Source organism: Pseudomonas brassicacearum, from assembly GCF_918698105.1.
GTDB classification, from domain to species: Bacteria; Pseudomonadota; Gammaproteobacteria; order Pseudomonadales; family Pseudomonadaceae; genus Aquipseudomonas; species Aquipseudomonas brassicacearum_F.
The window spans coordinates 50,971-68,729 of the sequence record NZ_CAKKMI010000016.1 but is presented as its reverse complement, the minus strand read 5'-3'; the positions used below and the strand labels follow the sequence as shown (position 1 = coordinate 68,729).

At 62.6% G+C, this 17,759-nt stretch carries 14 protein-coding genes; 4 read left to right on the top strand and 10 right to left on the bottom strand.

Features of this window, described 5'->3' with window-relative positions; all coding sequences use genetic code 11:
* The first annotated feature begins 76 nt into the window (after nt 1-76).
* From LQ215_RS08905 to LQ215_RS08890, 4 genes are read left to right on the top strand one after another with little or no spacing between them, the layout of a single operon-like run.
* Nucleotides 77-607, top strand: a complete 531-nt coding sequence (locus LQ215_RS08905) for an iron transporter (RefSeq protein ID WP_230148947.1) — start codon at nt 77-79, stop codon at nt 605-607.
* A gap of 2 nt (nt 608-609) precedes the next feature.
* Entirely contained in the window at nt 610-954 is a 345-nt protein-coding gene (locus LQ215_RS08900; RefSeq protein WP_230148945.1) for a cupredoxin domain-containing protein, read from the top strand.
* 22 nt (nt 955-976) lie between these two features.
* Nucleotides 977-1,831 carry an FTR1 family iron permease gene (locus LQ215_RS08895; protein ID WP_230148943.1) on the top strand — a complete coding sequence of 285 codons (855 nt, stop codon included), beginning with the start codon at nt 977-979 and terminating at the stop codon, nt 1,829-1,831.
* Entirely contained in the window at nt 1,819-3,186 is a 1,368-nt protein-coding gene (locus LQ215_RS08890) for a 4Fe-4S binding protein (protein WP_230148941.1), read from the top strand. The genes LQ215_RS08895 and LQ215_RS08890 overlap by 13 nt, the downstream gene beginning before the upstream one ends.
* Before the next feature lie 851 nt (nt 3,187-4,037).
* On the opposite strand, the gene LQ215_RS08880 is transcribed toward LQ215_RS08890, so the two are convergent.
* The 10 genes from LQ215_RS08880 to LQ215_RS08835 all read right to left on the bottom strand — a co-directional run bounded on the left by LQ215_RS08880 (nt 4,038) and on the right by LQ215_RS08835 (nt 17,726).
* The gene (locus tag LQ215_RS08880; protein WP_230148939.1) at nt 4,038-5,657 is read right to left on the bottom strand and encodes a methyl-accepting chemotaxis protein; all 1,620 of its coding nucleotides are present in this window, start codon (nt 5,655-5,657) and stop codon (nt 4,038-4,040) included.
* A 111-nt stretch (nt 5,658-5,768) separates the two neighbouring features.
* The gene (locus tag LQ215_RS08875) at nt 5,769-6,464 is read right to left on the bottom strand and encodes an anaerobic ribonucleoside-triphosphate reductase activating protein (protein ID WP_230148937.1); all 696 of its coding nucleotides are present in this window, start codon (nt 6,462-6,464) and stop codon (nt 5,769-5,771) included.
* The gene (gene nrdD / locus LQ215_RS08870) at nt 6,461-6,622 is read right to left on the bottom strand and encodes an anaerobic ribonucleoside-triphosphate reductase (protein ID WP_058544450.1); all 162 of its coding nucleotides are present in this window, start codon (nt 6,620-6,622) and stop codon (nt 6,461-6,463) included. Before nrdD ends, LQ215_RS08875 begins: the two co-directional genes overlap by 4 nt.
* 31 nt (nt 6,623-6,653) lie before the next feature.
* Entirely contained in the window at nt 6,654-8,669 is a 2,016-nt protein-coding gene (locus LQ215_RS08865) for a ribonucleoside triphosphate reductase (RefSeq protein ID WP_230148935.1), read from the bottom strand.
* A 315-nt stretch (nt 8,670-8,984) separates the two neighbouring features.
* Entirely contained in the window at nt 8,985-9,977 is a 993-nt protein-coding gene (gene moaA, locus LQ215_RS08860; RefSeq protein WP_230148933.1) for a GTP 3',8-cyclase MoaA, read from the bottom strand.
* A 25-nt stretch (nt 9,978-10,002) separates the two neighbouring features.
* Nucleotides 10,003-10,971 (bottom strand): peptidylprolyl isomerase, encoded by a 969-nt coding sequence (locus tag LQ215_RS08855; protein WP_230148926.1) that lies wholly within the window; start codon nt 10,969-10,971, stop codon nt 10,003-10,005.
* Nucleotides 10,972-10,981: 10 nt separating this feature from the next.
* Nucleotides 10,982-11,662: a respiratory nitrate reductase subunit gamma gene (gene narI / locus LQ215_RS08850; RefSeq protein WP_230148924.1), complete on the bottom strand. Its 681-nt coding sequence runs from the start codon at nt 11,660-11,662 to the stop codon at nt 10,982-10,984.
* On the bottom strand, nt 11,655-12,410 hold the full coding sequence (gene narJ, locus LQ215_RS08845; protein ID WP_230148922.1) for a nitrate reductase molybdenum cofactor assembly chaperone: 756 nt from the start codon (nt 12,408-12,410) through the stop codon (nt 11,655-11,657). Before narJ ends, narI begins: the two co-directional genes overlap by 8 nt.
* A 2-nt stretch (nt 12,411-12,412) precedes the next feature.
* Complete coding sequence (narH, locus tag LQ215_RS08840) at nt 12,413-13,951, bottom strand: nitrate reductase subunit beta (RefSeq protein ID WP_230148920.1); 1,539 nt, start codon at nt 13,949-13,951, stop codon at nt 12,413-12,415.
* A gap of 1 nt (nt 13,952) precedes the next feature.
* Nucleotides 13,953-17,726 carry a nitrate reductase subunit alpha gene (locus LQ215_RS08835; RefSeq protein ID WP_230148918.1) on the bottom strand — a complete coding sequence of 1,258 codons (3,774 nt, stop codon included), beginning with the start codon at nt 17,724-17,726 and terminating at the stop codon, nt 13,953-13,955.
* Nucleotides 17,727-17,759: the final 33 nt, after the last annotated feature.

The window sequence follows — 17,759 nt, the reverse complement described above, 5'->3', positions numbered from 1 at the left end:
ATTGACAAGAATCATTATTATTCGCAGCAAAGCTTCCTAGACTCGGCGCCATCATTTAGCCAACCAGGAAGTCATCATGCGCACACTTGCCACTCTGCCTCTCGCCCTGCTGTTTCTCGCGCCGCTGGCCCAGGCCAAGGAATACCCCATCGGCGAACCGCAACTGTGCCCGGGGCTGGAGGTCGGCGCGGTGTATTTGCAGCCGATTGAAATGGCTCCAGCCGGGATGATGCGGCCCACGGCCGATTCCGACGTGCACCTGGAAGCGGACATCCGCGCCACTGCAGACAACCAGCAAGGCTTTCAGGAAGGCAGTTTCGTGCCTTACCTCAATGTGTCGTTCCAACTGAAGAAACAAGGCAACGACACCGAGCTCAAGGGTGACTTCCACGCCATGGTCGCCAACGACGGGCCGCACTACGGCGACAACGTCAAGCTGCTCGGCCCTGGCAAATATCAACTGACCTTCACCCTCCTGCCGCCCGGTGGCCATGGCTCCCTCGGTCGTCATACCGACAAGGAAACCGGCGTGGCGCCATGGTTCGAACGTTGCGAACTGCATTACGAATTCGTCTACGCCGGGATCGGTAAAAAAGGCGGGTACTGAGCATGAGTCGCCGATCCTGGCCGTCATGCCTGGCCTGGCTGGCGCTGGCCGGTCTGCTGCTGCCCTCGATCGCCCATGCCGAACTGCCGACCTACGAGCTGAGCATACGCGACGGGCATTTCACGCCGGCGCAACTGCAAGTGCCGGCCGGGCAACGGTTCAAGATCGTGCTGAAGAACATCGGCCAGGGCCCGGCGGAGTTCGAGAGCACGCCTTTGCGCGTCGAGAAAGTGCTCTCGCCCGGCGTCACCACCTTCGTGGTTATCCACCCGCTGCGTCCCGGGCATTATCCGTTTTTCGACGAATTCAATCCGCAACTGCCCGAGGGCGGGATTCTCGCCCAGTAATCGGTCAGCAGGAGGCGTTTGCATGACTCAATCGATGTTTATTGTCTGGCGCGAAAGCGTCGAGGCGTTGTTGGTGATCGGGATTCTCCAAGCCTGGGTCAGCCGACAACACCAGGCCAGCCAGCTGTTGCGCTATGTATGGACCGGCGCGGCGCTGGGCCTGTTGCTTTCGGGCGTGCTGGCCGGCCTGATCCTGCTGGCCGGCGAGGCCATGAGCGGGACGGCCAATGAATGGTTCCAGGCGTCGTTGGCGCTGGTCGCCAGCCTGCTGATCGTGCAGATGGTCGGCTGGATGCACCGAAACGCGAGGACGCTCAAGCAGGACCTGACACGCCACGCCGACCAGCGTCTGAGCCGTCAGGGCGGCCTGGGGTTGTTGCTCCTGGCGCTGCTGGCGGTCAGCCGCGAAGGCAGTGAAACCGTGGTGTTCCTGTATGGCGCTGGCGCGCGCCTGCAAGGGCCACAACTGGGTTTGTTCGCCGTCGGCGCGCTGGCTGGGCTGGCGCTGTCGCTGCTGACCGTTTCCTTGCTGCACAGCAGTCGCCGGTTCATCTCGTGGCCGCGTTTCTTTGCCATCAGCGAGGCGATCCTGCTGCTGTTGGGGGCGGCGTTGCTGGTCAGCGGTATCGAGCGGGTCAGCGGGCAACTGCTCGCGATGGATTGGCCTGAGGCGGTGTATCGCGGCATTGGCGACGCGCTGTGGGACAGCAGCGCGTTACTCGACGACGGCCATGGTTTCGGTGGGTTCCTGGCCGATTTCACCGGTTATCGGGCCAGCCCGAGTGCGATGACGCTGCTGGTGTGGCTGGGCTATTGGGGCGTCGTCGCGGGCTGGCTGCGGCCGCGCAAGGCGGAAAACCTGCCATGCCCGACCTGAACCCGTGGCTCCAACGCCTGGGCGACGGCATGCGGCGCCACGGTGCAACCATTCGTGCCGTGCAATGGGCGGTGGTGCTGTTCTATGCGGTGCTGCTGGTGGTGCCGGCCCTGCTGCCATTGCCCAGCGGCCAGGCACGCCTGTTCGACAATCTCACGCTGCTGGCGCAATTTCTTTTCTGGGGCCTGTGGTGGCCGTTCGTGTTGCTGTCGATCGTGTTGTTCGGGCGGCTCTGGTGTGGCGTGCTGTGCCCGGAAGGCGCCTTGAGCGAATGGGCCAGCCAGTACGGCAAGGGCCTGGGGGTACCGCGTGGATTGCGCTGGGCTGGCTGGCCGACCTTGGCGTTCTGCCTGACCACCCTCTACGGTCAACTGATCAGCGTCTATGACTACGCCCAGGCTGCGTTACTGATCCTGGGCGGCTCGACCGTCGCCGCGGTGATCGTCGGCCTGTTGTTCGCCCGGGGCAAGCGGGTGTGGTGCCGTTACCTGTGCCCGGTCAGCGGCGTCTTTTCCCTGCTCGCTCGCTTGGCACCGGTGCACTTTCAAGTGGACGAACGACGCTGGCTGGAAAACCCCGCACCGCGGCGCCCTCCTCCCAACTGCGCGCCCTTGCTGGACATCCGCCGTATGCGCGGCGCCGCCGATTGCCACGCCTGTGGGCGCTGCAGCGGCCAGCGAGATGCGGTGCGGCTGATTGCCCGCTCCAGCAGCGAGGAAATCCTGCACTCGACGGCTGACACCCTCTCGCCCTGGGATGTTCGCCTGCTGTTGTTCGGTGTCATCGGCCTGGCCATGGGCGCCTTCCAGTGGACCGTCAGCCCCTGGTTCATCGCCCTAAAGCAAAGCCTGGCGCAATGGCTGGTCAGTCATGATTGGCTCTGGGCACTCCAGGACAATGCGCCCTGGTGGCTGTTGACGCACTATCCGCAACTCAATGACAGTTTCAGTTGGCTCGACGGTTTTTGCATCGTCGCGTACCTGGGCATGAGTGCGCTGCTGATCGGCACTTCGCTGATGCTGCTGATGCGCCTGGCGGCACGTCTCTCGGGGGATAGCGCACAATATTGGCCCTTAGCCATCACCCTGACGCCCCTTGGCGGTGCGGGGTTGTTCCTCGGCCTGTCGGCCACCACGGTCAAACTGCTGCGCTATGAAGGACTGCTGCTGGAATGGGTACAACCGGCACGCGCCGGGTTGTTGGTAGCGGCGATAGCCTGGAGTCTGTGGCTGGGCTGCAAACGCCTGCAGCAAACGGGAGGATCACCGACGCAACGCCTGTCAGCCATGGCATGCCTGGTCTTGGCCAGTAGCCTGGTGGGTTATGGCTGGTGGTTGCAATTCTGGGGATGGTGATCAAGGAATTGCGAGTGCTCACTGCATCCGCATTCGACACAAAACCCTTGTGGGAGCGAGCCTGCTCGCGAAGGCGCCGGCAAGGCCAACATCACCACAAACTGACCCACCGCTTTCGCGAGCGGGCTCGCTCCCACAGGGGGTTACGGGTATTCACAGCATCCGGATTCGACGCAAAATCCTTGTGGGAGCGAGCTTGCTCGCGAAGGCGCCGGCACATCCAACATCACCACAAACTGACCCTCCGCTATCGCGAGCAAGCTCGCTCCCACAGGGGGATTGCGGGTGTTCACAACACCGGACACCCATACAAAATCCTTGTGGGAGCGAGCCTGCTCGCGAAGACGTCGGCACATCCACCATCACCACAAGCTGACCCTCCGCTTTCGCGAGCAGGCTCGCTCCCACAGGGGGATTGCGGGTGTTCACAGCATCCGGATTCGACGCAAAATCCTTGTGGGAGCGAGCTTGCTCGCGAAGGCGCCGGCACATCCAACATCACCACAAGCTGGCCCACCGCTTTCGCGAGCAAGCTCGCTCCCACAGGGGGATTGCGGGTGTTCACAACACCGGACACCATACAAAATCCTTGTGGGAGCGAGCCTGCTCGCGAAGACGTCGGCACATCCACCATCACCACAAGCTGACCCTCCGCTTTCGCGAGCGGGCTCGCTCCCACAGGGGGATTGCGGGTGTTCACAGCATCCGGATTCGACGCAAAATCCTTGTGGGAGCGAGCCTGCTCGCGAAGGCGCCGGCACAGCCAACATCACCATCAGCTGGCCCACCGCTTTCGCGAGCAAGCCCGCTCCCACAAGGGGTTGTGGGCTGACGCTCCGACATTGCCCCGCCTACACCTTGAACCGCGCCACCGTCTCATGCAGTGACCCGGCCATCTGCGCCAGGTCCTGGCCGGCGGTATCGGTATGCCGGGCGCCCAGCATGACTTGTTCGGACAGGTTGCGAATGCCCACCAGGTTGCGGTCTACCTCACGGGCCACCAAAGCCTGCTGTTCCGTGGCGCTGGCGATCATCAGGTTGCGCTCATTGATCTGCGAGATCGAATGGGCAATTTCATCCAGGGCATCGCCGGAACGCCGGGCCACTATCAGCGTGGCCTGCACCAGTTCGCTGTTGTTCTGCATGGAACTCACCGCGTGCCCGCTGTCCAGGCGGATGTTACCGATCATGCCCTCGATTTCCCGAGTCGAATCCTGGGTCCGATGAGCCAGCGCCCGGACTTCATCGGCCACCACCGCAAAGCCACGCCCGGCATCACCGGCACGGGCGGCTTCGATGGCGGCGTTCAGTGCCAGAAGATTGGTCTGCTCGGCAATGCTGCGGATCACGTCCAGCACCGAACTGATGTCCTGCACCCGTCCGGCCAATTGCTGGATTCGCCCGGAACTGTCCGTCACCCCTTCGGCCAGCGCGGTAATGGAAGCCACCGTTTCCTGGACCTGTTCACGTCCGCGCTGGGCGGTTTGCTCGGACACTCGCGAAGCTTCACTGGTGCTCACCGCATTGCGCGCCACTTCATCCACCGCAGCGGTCATCTGGTTCACCGCCGCGGCCGCCTGTTCGATTTCATGCCCTTGCAACTGCAAGGTGCTGCTGGTCTGGCTGCTCACCGCGCTCAGCTCTTCGGAGGAGCTGGCCACCCGATCCACCGAGGCCGCAATGTGCCGGACCATGCTGTTGAGGCTCTGCTGCATGTCGTGCATGTTGCTCATCACGCTGTCATTGGCGCCGACGCCCACCGGCACGCGGATCGTCAGGTCGCCCTGGGCGATGAGGTTGAGCACCCGCGCCGCGTCATTGGGTTCACCGCCCAGGGGACGGGTCACGCTGCGGGTCACCAGGATCGCCACGGTCGTCACCAGGGCCAGGCAAGCCAGCACCAACGCCAACATGTTGCGCCGCGCATCGTTGTAGCGCGCCTGGGCCAATTGCTCACGCTCGACAAAGACCTTGCCCTGCATCGCCATCATCCCGTCGAGGCTTTTGTACACCTCAAGCTCCGCCGGAATCACCCCTTGCTTGAGCTGCGTCATCGCCTCGTCCGTCGCGCCCTGGCGGATCAACGCCTGCACCTGGACGAACGCCGCCACATAGGCCTCGCGACGCTTCTTCAACTCGGCATAGGCGGCCTTGCCTTCAGGCTGATCGAACAGCGGTTCCAGCGTGGCGAAGGCCTGGGTAATCCGCTGCCGGGTGGCGTCGATGGACTGCTGGACTTGCGCGTTGTTCTTGTCGATCAGCAAGTCCCGCGTGTTCCTGGCGTTGTCGCGCACCCCCGTGGCGATCACCATGATCGGGTCGATCTTCGGCCAATCCTGCCTGACGATCTGCTCGGCCTGGTCGCGCAGCATCGCCAGGTCGCTCAAGGCGTACAGCGCCAAGGCGATCAAGGCCAGTGGCGCGATGGCAAAGCCGATCACGATGCGTTGGGCGGTGGTGAGTCTGGTCATATCAAATGCTCCCTGTTCAACTACCTGCCGGTTGGCAGCGCATTTGAAAACCATAAAAAAGTGTGGCCCGGTCATCCCGGGCCGCTATCGGTCGTTCATCCCCGCGCCCACTCAACTGCGTAAGACGAACGAGGGGAACAATTCGCGCATGGCGGCCCACAGCTCAGGCTGCAAGGCTTGTGCCGAGACGCTGGAAAGATGGGGATCGAGCATCCGCGCGGTGCGCACCAGTTGCACGGCGAAACGCGTGACACCGCGTTCGCGCAAGCGCTGGGCCAGGGTCAGCAAGCGCTCGGGGTCGAACAGATGCCAGTGCACCGTGGTGCGACATTCATAGTCCACGCCGCTGGCCAGCAGGTGGTCGAGGCTGCGCCAGTTGGCGGCGCCGCTGCCTTCGACCCGGGTCACGTCGAGGGCATCTTCGGGCAAGGCCTTGACGTCGAAGCCCACCCAGTCGGCAAGCCCGACCACCTTGGCGAAGGCCGCCGGCTTGATGCCGGCGCTGTGCAGGCCGATGCGAAAACCCATCTGCCGCACTTCCTCCATGGCCGGTGCCAGGCCGTCCTGCAAGGTTGGCTCGCCGCCGCTGAACACCACGGCGTCGAGCAGATCCTGACGGCGTTGCAGGAATGCCAATACCCGGCACCAATCCACCTCCTCGCTGCCGCGCGGCGGGATCAGTTGCGGGTTATGGCAATAACGACAACGCCAGGCACAGCCCTGGCAAAACAGCACGCACGCCAGTTGGCCCGGATAATCGAGGGTGGTCAGGGGCACCATGCCCCCGACCCGTAGCACTCGACTCATGGACGCCCGGCCGCGCGTTCGGTGAAATGCACCCGCTCGCGATGCTCGGACTGCTTGCCTGGGTTGAAGGCCGCCACCGGGCGGTGATAACCCATCACTCGGGTCCAGACTTCGCAACGTTGACGCTGTGCCTGTGGCAGGGTTTGTGATGCGTTCATGGATGAAGCTCCTTGCGGTCGATGGATCGGATCAGTGGACGCTGCCCGCCAACTGCTGTTGCAGCAGCAAGGCCTCGTCGCATTTGGGGCAAAACTCGTGTTCGCCGGCCAGGTAGCCGTGCACAGGGCAGATGGAAAAGGTCGGCGTGATGGTCAGGTACGGCAGGCGGAAACGCCCCAGCGCCTTGCGCACCAGTTGCTTGCAGGCCTGCGTGGAGGAAATCTGCTCGGCCATGTACAGGTGCAACACGGTGCCGCCGGTGTATTTGCATTGCAGTTCGTCTTGCAGCTCCAGGGCCTCGAACGGGTCTTCGGTGAAGCCCACCGGCAGTTGCGACGAGTTGGTGTAGTACGGTGCGACCGGGCTGCCGGCCTGCAAGATGTCCGGGTAGCGCTTGAGGTCTTCCTTGGCGAAGCGGTACGTGGTGCCTTCGGCGGGCGTGGCTTCGAGGTTGTAGAGGTGGCCGGTTTCTTCCTGGAATCGCAGCAGCGTGGCCCGCACGTGATCCAGCAGTTTCAGGGCAAATTCACGGCCTTGCTCGGTGTGCAGGCCTTGCTGGTCATCGGTGAAATTGCGCAGCATTTCGTGCAGGCCATTCACGCCGATGGTGGAGAAGTGATTGCGCAAGGTGCCCAGGTAGCGCTTGGTGTAAGGGTACAAACCGGCATCCATGTGATGCTGGATGACCTTGCGCTTGACCTCCAGGCTCTCTTTCGCCAGTTCCATCAGGGTGTCGATGCGTTGCAGCAACGCGCTGGTGTCGCCTTTGTACAAGTAACCCAGGCGCGCGCAGTTGATCGTCACCACGCCAAGGGAACCGGTCTGTTCCGCCGAGCCGAACAGGCCGCCGCCGCGCTTGAGCAGCTCACGCACGTCCAGTTGCAGGCGGCAGCACATCGACCGCACTTGATTGGGCTGCATGTCCGAGTTGAGGAAATTCTGGAAATACGGCAAGCCGTAGCGGGCGGTCATTTCGAACAGCCGGTCGGCATTCTCGCTGTCCCACGGGAAGTCGTGGGTGATGTTGTAGGTCGGGATCGGGAAGGTGAACACCCGCCCTTTCGCATCGCCGGCCTGCATCACCTCGATGTAGGCGCGGTTGATCAGCTCCATTTCCGTTTGCAGGTCACCGTAGGCGAACGGCATCTCCTCGCCACCGATAATCGGGATCTGTTCGCGCAGATCCTCCGGGCAGACCCAGTCGAACGTCAGGTTGGTAAACGGGGTTTGCGTGCCCCAGCGCGACGGTACGTTGAGGTTGTAGATGAACTCCTGCAACGACTGGCGGACCTCGTCGTAGCTGAGCTGGTCCTTGCGCACATAGGGCGCCAGATAAGTGTCGAACGAGCTGAACGCCTGGGCGCCGGCCCATTCGTTCTGCAGGGTGCCGAGGAAATTCACCATCTGCCCCAGGGCACTGCTCAGATGCTTGGGCGGCCCGGCCTCGACCCGCCCCGGTACGCCGTTGAGGCCTTCGTGCAACAGCGTGCGCAAGGACCAGCCGGCACAGTAGCCGGCGAGCATGTCCAGGTCGTGGATATGCAGGTCAGCTTCACGGTGCGCCTCGCCGATGGCCTGGCTGTAGACCTCGTCGAGCCAGTAGTTGGCGGTGACCTTGCCCGAAACGTTGAGGATCAGCCCGCCGAGGGAATACCCCTGGTTGGCATTGGCCTGCACGCGCCAGTCTTCGCGATCCAGGTATTCATTCATCGACGTGGCGACTTCCACCAGCGTACGGCGATCCCGACGCAGGCGTCCGTGTTGCTCGCGATAGACGATGTAGGCACGCATGGAGAGAAAGAAACCGGCGTCCATCAGCACCCGTTCGACACGGTCCTGGATCTGCTCGACGTTCAACCGCGTCTGCCCTTCCAACCGCGCCAACACCGCCTCCAGCAACGCCTCGGCCTCGGCTTCGGCATATTCGCCGGTGGCCTTGCCGGCGGCGATCAGCGCCTGGCGGATCTTGTCCGCATCAAAGGCAACCACGCTGCCATCGCGCTTGTGCAAGCGGTTACACCCTACTGAAATCAACGTGCTCTGCATTTCGGCTCCAGACACTACATATAGGCTTTTAGAGATCTTTAAACACAATATGCAGTGGAGAGTACGGGCAAAAGGCAGGGTTGCAATTGATCGACATCAAGAATCGGGAGTGACCCACATTCAGGCGCGAAAAGTCGTTCTTGCAAGCGCCGCAGATCCCCTGTGGGAGCGAGCTTGCTCGCGAAGAGGCCAGCACATTCAACATCAATGCAAGCTGACCCACCGTCATCGCGAGCAAGCTCGCTCCCACATTGGTTTCGGGTGACTGCAAGGTCTGTATCCACCACAGGTCCCTTTGTGGGACCTGTGTACTGCTCACCCCCCACTCATGTTCATGAACCGCACGATCTGCACCTCCCCACCCGGGTTGAAGTCATGGCGCAAGGGCTTGCCACGCAACGCCCGTTGTACCGCCTGGATCACCGGTTGGTCGTCCAGCGGATAACGCCGCAGCAAGCCGCGCAGGTCGAGGGAGTCTTCTTGTCCCAGGCACAGCAGCAAGCGCCCTTCGACGGTCATGCGCACGCGGTTGCAACTGGCGCAGAAGTTGTGGGTGTTGGGCGAAATGAAACCGATCCGGGTATCCGGATGACGCTCCAGGCGCACATAGCGCGCTGGCCCGCCGCTGTTTTCGGTGCTGTCGAGCAGGCGGTGATGACGGGCGATCTCGGCCCGTACCTCATCGCTGGAACAGAACGACTCGCCCCGGGAACGCCCCACCTCCCCCAACGGCATTTCCTCGATGAAGCTGATGTCGATGCGCTGCTCGATGGCGTATTGCACCAACGCCGGGACTTCATCGAAGTTGCGTCCCTTCATGACCACGCAGTTGAGCTTGATTCGTTCGAACCCGGCGACCTTCGCCGCTTCGATGCCGGCCAGCACCTGGTCCAGGTTGCCATTGCGGGTGATCGCCCGAAAACGGTCGCCGTCCAGGCTGTCGAGGCTGATGTTCATGCGCTTGACCCCGGCCTCGACCAGCGGCTGGGCCAGTCGCCCCAGCTGCGAGCCGTTGCTGGTCATCACCAGTTCGTGCAGGCCGGGCAATGCCGCGATCTCGCGACACAGCCCGACGATGCCCGGACGGATCAGCGGCTCGCCACCGGTCAGGCGGATTTTCTTCACCCCCAGGCCGACGAACAGCCGCGCCATGCGCTGCAACTCCTCCAAGGTCAACACTTGCTGACGCGGCAGGAAAGTCATGTTTTTCGCCATGCAGTACACACAACGAAAATCACAACGATCGGTCACCGACATCCGCAAATAATCGATCTGGCGCCCAAATCCGTCCTGCAACACCGCATTCATGAAGATCTCCCGATTGAGCCCGTGCTCACTGCACCAGCGGCGAGTCGGCGCCCTGAAGGTGAATGCCGCGAATGTCAGCCGCACCGATCAGGGTTTGCAGGTACTGCACCAGCGCTTTTTGCCACACGCCCTGCTGCAACTGGGTACGAATCGCCGTCGCCACCGCCTCGTACGGCAATGGTTGGCCATCGATTCGCTGGTCGATGCTGATCACGTGCCAGCCATAGCGACTTTCCAGCGGTTTGCTGGCCAGGCCCGCCGGCAGGGTGAACAACTGACGCTCCAGTTCAGGCACGGTCTGGCCCTTGCTGATCTGCCCCAGCGAGCCGCCCTGCGCCTTGGATGGACACGCTGAATGCTTCAGCGCCAACTCGGCAAAACTGCCTGGGAACTGGTCCAGCCGCTCCAGCAGCAGCTCGGCCTGGACATGGGCCAGGCTGCGCGCCTCGGCATCGTCCGGCGCACATTCGAGCAGGATATGCCGCACCGCCAGCAACGGCGCGCTGTGAAAGCGCGCCCGGTTGCTTTCGTAATAACGCAGGCAGGTGGCCTCGTCGCACTGCGGCACCTGCACCTCACGTTCGAGCAGCAGCCGCGTGGCCGCTTCCTCTTCGTTTTCACCGGCGCCGACCTGCAACGCCAGGCCCAGTTCGGCGATACGTTGCTGCAACAACTCACGGATCACCAGGGCCCGTGCCGCTTGGTAAACCGCCTCTTCACGACTGTCAGCCGGGTGATACTGGAGCTCCAGGGCCATCGCCTGCGGGGTGATCGACACCCCGTTGACGCTGATGATCGGCCACTCCTGCTCACTGCTGGCAATCAACTGTGGCGCTTCATCTTCCGCCACCGGCCCGGCCTGGGCCGGCTCGAACTGCACCGCCCCCGCCGGTTCGGCATCGGCCACCGGCGCGATCACCGGTGCCGCTTTTGCCGAAGAACCGCAGCCGCCGCTGCCGCCACCACTACCGCCACATCCGCATCCACTCGCCATGATCTTCTCCTCAGAACTTCTGCCGAACGATTTGATAACGACGCCCCAGGTACCAGACCGGCGCACTGACGATATGGACCAGACGAGTGAAGGGGAACAACACGAACAGGGTCAGGCCCAACACTACGTGGAGCTTGTAGACCAGGCCCACCGGCGCTATCGCGGTAGCGGCTTCAACCGGACGCAACAGCACGGTGTTCTGGGCCCAGTCGGCCAGCATCACCATCACCGAGCCGTCCATGTGGGCGGTGGACGCCACGATGGTCATCAGCCCCAGCACCAGTTGCACCAGCAACACCACCAACACCAGGATGTCCGACGTACTGGAAGTGGCGCGCACCCGTGGATCGGTCAGGCGGCGGTTGAGCAGCATCACCAGGCCGATCAGGCCCAGCACGCCGAAGAAACCGCCGGAGACCATCGCCAGCAACTGCTTGTTCTCGGTGCTCAACACATGGTGATAGATCGCCGAGGGTGTCAGCAGGCCGACGAAGTGCCCGGCCAGCACGAACAACACGCCGATGTGAAACAGGTTGCTGGCCACGCGCATGCCGCGCTTGTTCAGCATCTGGCTGGAACCGGCCTTCCAGGTGTACTGGGACAGATCAAAGCGTGCCCAACTGCCAAGCAGGCAAATCGCCAAGGCGACATAGGGGTAGACCCCGAACAACAACAGATCCCATTTAGACATTACCCACCTCCCCGGCTGGCGCTGCGGCCAACCCTTCATGCTGAAAATCCACCCAGTGCAACGGCACCGCACTTTCGTCCCGCGCCTTGCCCGGCGCGCTGGGCAGTGAACTGCAACGGTCCTGCTGTTCGGCCTGCATGAAATCCACCGCCTCTTCTTCCCATATCTTGTCCAGGGCTTCGAGGGAGTCGTCCCGTGGTTCGGCCTTCACTTGCTCACGCAACTCGGCCACGGCCACTTGGGGCTCGGCCCCGGCGATTTGCAGCAAGGCCCGGAAGCAACTGGCGTAGGCGCTTTCACGCTCGTCCAGGCGCGCCGCGAGCAAGGCCAGCAGGTGCGCGACATCGGCCAGGCCCTCGCGGGCCTCAATGTCTTCACGAGTGGACAGAAACTCCAGGTACAGCGGGATGTAGTCGGGCAATTCCTTGACGCCGATGGCGAAACCGGCCTCTTCGTACTGCGCCATCATGTCGACCATGGCCTGGCCACGGTCACGGGATTCGCCGTGGACATGTTCGAACAACAGCAGCGACAGCGAGCGACCGCGGCCGAACAGCGCACCGTAGTGCTCCTGGCCATCCATCAGGTCCTTGCCGCAGATCACCTCCAGCAACTCGAACAATCCGGCGCGCTGGTTGGGGCTGATTTCCCGCGCTTGGAGAATCGCTTGTTCCAGCTCATCCCGACCGGCCACCAAGGTCTCGGTCGGGTAGTCGAGCAGCAACGAAATCACCTTGAGAATGCGCATGCTCATTCCTCCCACAACTGCACGGTTTTGATCACGTCGCGGCGGTTGGCCTTCTTGCCACCGAACATGTTGGTGTCGGAGCTGCCACTGCAACCGCTGCCGAAGCTGAAACCACAACCGGAGCGTTCGGCGAACGCGTCGCTCATGGCGTCTTCACGGTGGGCGCTTGGCACGACGAAACGATCCTCGTAGTTGGCGATGGCCAGGTAGCGGTACATCTCTTCCACCTGGTTCACGCTCAAGCCGACGTCGGCCAGCACTTGCAGGTCCTGCACGCCGTCGACCTGCTCGGAGCGCTTGTAGGCACGCATCGCCAGCAAGCGTTTCAGCGCCAGCTTGACCGGTTTTTCATCACCGGCGGTGAGCATGTTCGCCAGGTAGCGCAGCGGGATACGCAGGCTGTCGACGTCCGGGATCACCCCGTTCATGCCCACGGTGCCGGCCGTCGCGGCGTTCTGGATCGGCGACAGTGGCGGCACGTACCAGACCATTGGCAAGGTGCGGTATTCCGGGTGCAGCGGCAGTGCGAGTTTCCAGTCCACGGCCATTTTGTAGACCGGCGAGCGTTGCGCCGAATCGATCACCGACTGCGGTACGCCATCGGCCAGGGCCTGGCGAATCACCGCCGGGTCGTTCGGGTCGAGGAAGATCTCCAGTTGCTTCTGGTACAGGTCCTGCTCATTGGCGGTGCTTGCCACTTCGCTGATGCGATCGGCGTCATACAGCAACACGCCGAGGTAACGGATGCGGCCAACGCAGGTTTCGGCGCAGACGGTCGGCATCCCGGCTTCGATGCGCGGGTAGCAGAAGATGCATTTTTCCGACTTGCCGCTCTTCCAGTTGAAGTAGATCTTCTTGTACGGGCAGCCGCTGATGCACATGCGCCAGCCGCGGCACTTCTCCTGGTCGATCAGGACGATGCCGTCCTCCTCGCGCTTGTAGATCGCGCCGCTCGGGCACGATGCCGCGCACGTCGGGTTCAGGCAGTGCTCGCACAGGCGCGGCAGGTACATCATGAAAGTGTTTTCGTACTCGCCGTAGATGTCCGCCTGGATCTTGTCGAAGTTCTTGTCCTTGCGCCGCTTGGCGAATTCGGTGCCGAGGATTTCCTCCCAGTTCGGGCCCCATTCGATTTTCTCCATGCGCTTGCCGGACACCACCGAGCGTGGTCGCGCGGTGGGCTGGTGCTCGCCCAGCGGTGCGGTGTGCAGGTGCTGGTAGTCAAAGTCGAACGGTTCGTAGTAATCGTCCAGGCTCGGCAGGTCCGGGTTGGCGAAGATGTTCGCCAGTACGCGGAACTTGCCGCCGATGCGTGGGTTGATCGAACCGTCAGCGTTGCGGATCCAGCCGCCTTTCCACTTGTCCTGGTTTTCCCACTCCTTGGGATAGCCGATGCCAGGCTTGGATTCGACGTTGTTGAACCAGGCGTATTCCATGCCTTCGCGGCTGGTCCAGACGTTCTTGCAGGTAATCGAGCAGGTGTGGCAGCCGATGCATTTGTCCAGGTTCAGGACCATGCCGATTTGTGAGCGAATCTTCATCTCAGTTCTCCTCGATATCAGTCGGCAGTGGACGCGGCAAATCATCGCCACTGGAACCATCGAGCCAATCGACCTTGACCATCTTGCGCACCACGACGAATTCGTCGCGGTTGCAACCGACCGTGCCGTAATAGTTGAAGCCGTAGGCCTGTTGGGCGTAACCGCCAATCATGTGGGTGGGCTTGAGCACCACGCGGGTCACCGAGTTGTGGTGGCCGCCACGGGTCTTGGTGGTTTCCGAACCCGGCACGTTCACGATCCGTTCCTGGGCGTGATACATCATCACCATGCCTTCCTTGACCCGTTGGCTGACCACCGCACGGGCGGTCAGCGCGCCGTTGACGTTGAAGCATTCGATCCAGTCGTTGTCCTCGATACCGGCGCGCTTGGCGTCGATTTCCGAGAGCCAGACAATCGGTCCGCCACGGCTCAGGGTCAGCATCAGCAGGTTGTCGCTGTAGGTGCTGTGAATGCCCCACTTCTGGTGCGGGGTGATCCAGTTCAGGACGATCTCGGTCTCGCCATTACTGCGCTTGCCCTTCACGCCGGCGATGGTGCGGGTGTTGACCGGTGGCCGATAGCTCATCAGCTGCTCGCCGAACGCCTGCATCCATGGGTGATCCTGGTAGAACTGCTGGCGACCGGTGATGGTGCGCCATGGGATCGACTCGTGGACGTTGGTGTAGCCGGCGTTGTAGCTCACGTGATCGTCTTCCAGGCCAGACCAGGTCGGGCTGGAAATGATCTTGCGCGGCTGGGCCTGGATGTCGCGGAAGCGAATCGCCTCGTGCTCCTTGGAGATGGCCAGATGGCTGTGGTCGATGCCAGTGAATTCCGACAGCGCTGCCCAGGCTTTCACCGCGACATGGCCGTTGGTTTCCGGCGCCAGGGACAGGATCACTTCGGCAGCGTCGATGGCACTGTCGATCTTCGGCCGCCCTTGGCTGATACCCGCCTCGACTTCCTTGTGGTTCAGCTCACCAAGGAATTTCACTTCAGTGTCGGTGTTCCAGTTGATGCCCTTGCCGCCGTTGCCCAGTTTCTCCAGCATCGGGCCCAGGGAGGTGAACTGCTTGTAGATGTTCGGGTAGTCGCGTTCCACCACGTGCAGGTTCGGCGCGTTCTTGCCCGGGACCGGCGCCACACCGGCGCTTTTCCAGTCGGTGCCGCCGAATGGCTGGGCCAGTTCGCCGACGCTGTCGTGCATCAGCGGTACGGTGACCAGGTCTTTCTCGACACCCAGGTGGCCGACCGACATGGCGGAAAACGCCTTGGCGATGCCCTTGTAGATTTCCCAGTCCGAACGCGATTCCCAGGCCGGATCGATGGCGGCCGACAGTGGGTGAATGAACGGATGCATGTCCGAGGTGTTCATGTCGTCTTTTTCGTACCAGGTAGCGGTCGGCAAGACGATGTCGGAATACACGCAGGTCGAGGACATGCGGAAGTCCAGGGTGGTCACCAGGTCGAGCTTGCCAATGGCGCCCTCGTCGACCCATTCGGCTTCGGTGGGCTTGCACTCGGTGCTATGGCCGATGTCTTCGTTCATCACGCCGTTCTTGGTGCCCAGCAGGTACTTGAGCATGTACTCGTGGCCCTTGCCCGAGGAGCCCAGCAGGTTGGAACGCCAGATGAACATGTTGCGCGGGAAGTTCACCGGGCTGTCCGGCTGCTCGCAGGCAAAGCGCAGGGAACCGTCCTGCAGCGACTTGACCACGTAGTCCTTGGGGTCCATGCCCGCGGCGGCGGCATCGCGGCAGATGTGCAGCGGGTTGGTGTTGAGCTGCGGTGCGCTCGGCAACCAGCCGGCCCGTTCGGCGCGGATGTTGTAGTCCAGGGCGTGCTCGGGGAATAGCGATTTGTCGGCCAGGGGCGAGAGCACATCGTGCATGCTCATCTTCTCGTGGCGCCATTGCGAACTGTGGCCGTAGAAGAAGCTGGTGCCGTTCATCTGCCGTGGCGGACGGTTCCAGTCCAGGCCAAAGGCCAGGGGCAGCCAGCCGCATTGCGGACGGAGTTTTTCCTGGCCGACATAGTGGGCCCAGCCGCCGCCGGTCTGGCCGACGCAACCGCAGAGCATGAGCATGTTGATCAGCCCGCGGTAGTTCATGTCCATGTGGTACCAGTGGTTCATCGCCGCACCGACGATGATCATCGAGCGTCCACGGGTCTTGTCGGCGTTGTCGGCAAACTCGCGGGCGATCTGGATCGCCTTCTCGCGGCTTACGCCAGTGATCTGCTCCTGCCAGGCCGGGGTGCCAGGCACCGAAGCATCGTCATAGTCCTTGGCAACGTTGGCGCCGCCCAGGCCACGGTCGATCGCCAGGTTGGCCGCCGACAGGTCGAACACCGTGGCGACTTTCGCCACGCTGCCATCGGCCAGTACCACGCTGTGCACCGGCACCCGCCGGAACTGCACCGCATCACCGGCCACGTGCTGGAAGTACTCCTGGGCTTCGCCGGCGAAGTACGGGAACGCCACCTCGGCGACGTCGCCGCCGATCAGGCTCAGCTTGAGGTCGATCTCACGGCCCTCGCCGCCCTCACGCGGCAGGATGTTCCACTTGCCCTTCTCGCCCCAGCGATAGCCGATGGAGCCTTGGGGCGAAACCAGTTCGCCGCTGGCATCCAGGGCGATGGTTTTCCATTCCGGGTTGTTTTCCTGGCCAAGGTTGTCGGTCAGGTCGCTGGCCCGCAGGAAACGGTCCGGCTGGTAACCCGCACCCGGCGCCGCGCCGAGCATTGGCTTGAGCATCACCAGCACCGGCAGGTCGGTGTAGCGTTTGGCGTATTCGGTGAAATAGGCGCTCGGCTTGTCCAGGTGGAATTCTTTGAAGATCACATGGTTGAAGGCTTGGGCCAACGCGGCGTCGGTGCCCTGCTTGGGGTTGAGCCACAGGTCGGTGAGCTTGGCGACTTCCGAATAGTCCGGGGTGATCGCCACGGTCTTGGTGCCCTTGTAGCGCACCTCGGTGAAGAAGTGGGCGTCAGGGGTACGGGTCTGCGGGACGTTGGAGCCCCAGGCAATGATGTAGTTGGAGTTGTACCAGTCGGCCGATTCCGGCACGTCGGTCTGCTCGCCCCAAACCATCGGCGACGCTGGCGGCAAGTCGCAATACCAGTCATAGAAGCTCAGGCACACGCCACCGATCAGCGACAGGTAACGCGAGCCCGCGGCGTAGCTGACCATCGACATGGCCGGGATCGGCGAGAAGCCCACCACCCGGTCCGGGCCGTGTTCCTTGACGGTGTAGACGTTGGCGGCGGCGATGATCTCGTTGACTTCTTCCCAGTTGGAACGGATGAAGCCGCCCATGCCGCGCTTGCTTTTATAGGAGTCGGCCTTGACCTTGTCCTCGACGATGCTGGCCCAGGCTTCCACTGGCGGCAGGGTCTGCCGGGCTTCGCGCCACAGTTTGAGCAATGGCTTGCGGATCTTCGGGTACTTGAGCCGGTTGGCGCTGTAGATGTACCAGCTGTAGCTGGCGCCACGAGGGCAGCCGCGTGGTTCGTGGTTGGGCAGGTCGTTGCGGGTCCGCGGATAGTCGGTCTGCTGGGTTTCCCAGGTGATCAGGCCGTTCTTGACGTAGATTTTCCACGAGCACGAACCGGTGCAGTTCACCCCATGGGTGGACCGCACGATCTTGTCGTACTGCCAGCGCGAACGGTAGACGTTCTCCCAATCGCGGGACTCCTTGCGGGTCTCGCCGTGACCATCGGAAAACTCGCCTTGCTTGCGGTTGAAAAACCGCAGTTGATCCAATAAATGACTCACAGTGTGTTCCTCTCAGGCTTGCTCCGCGGGGTC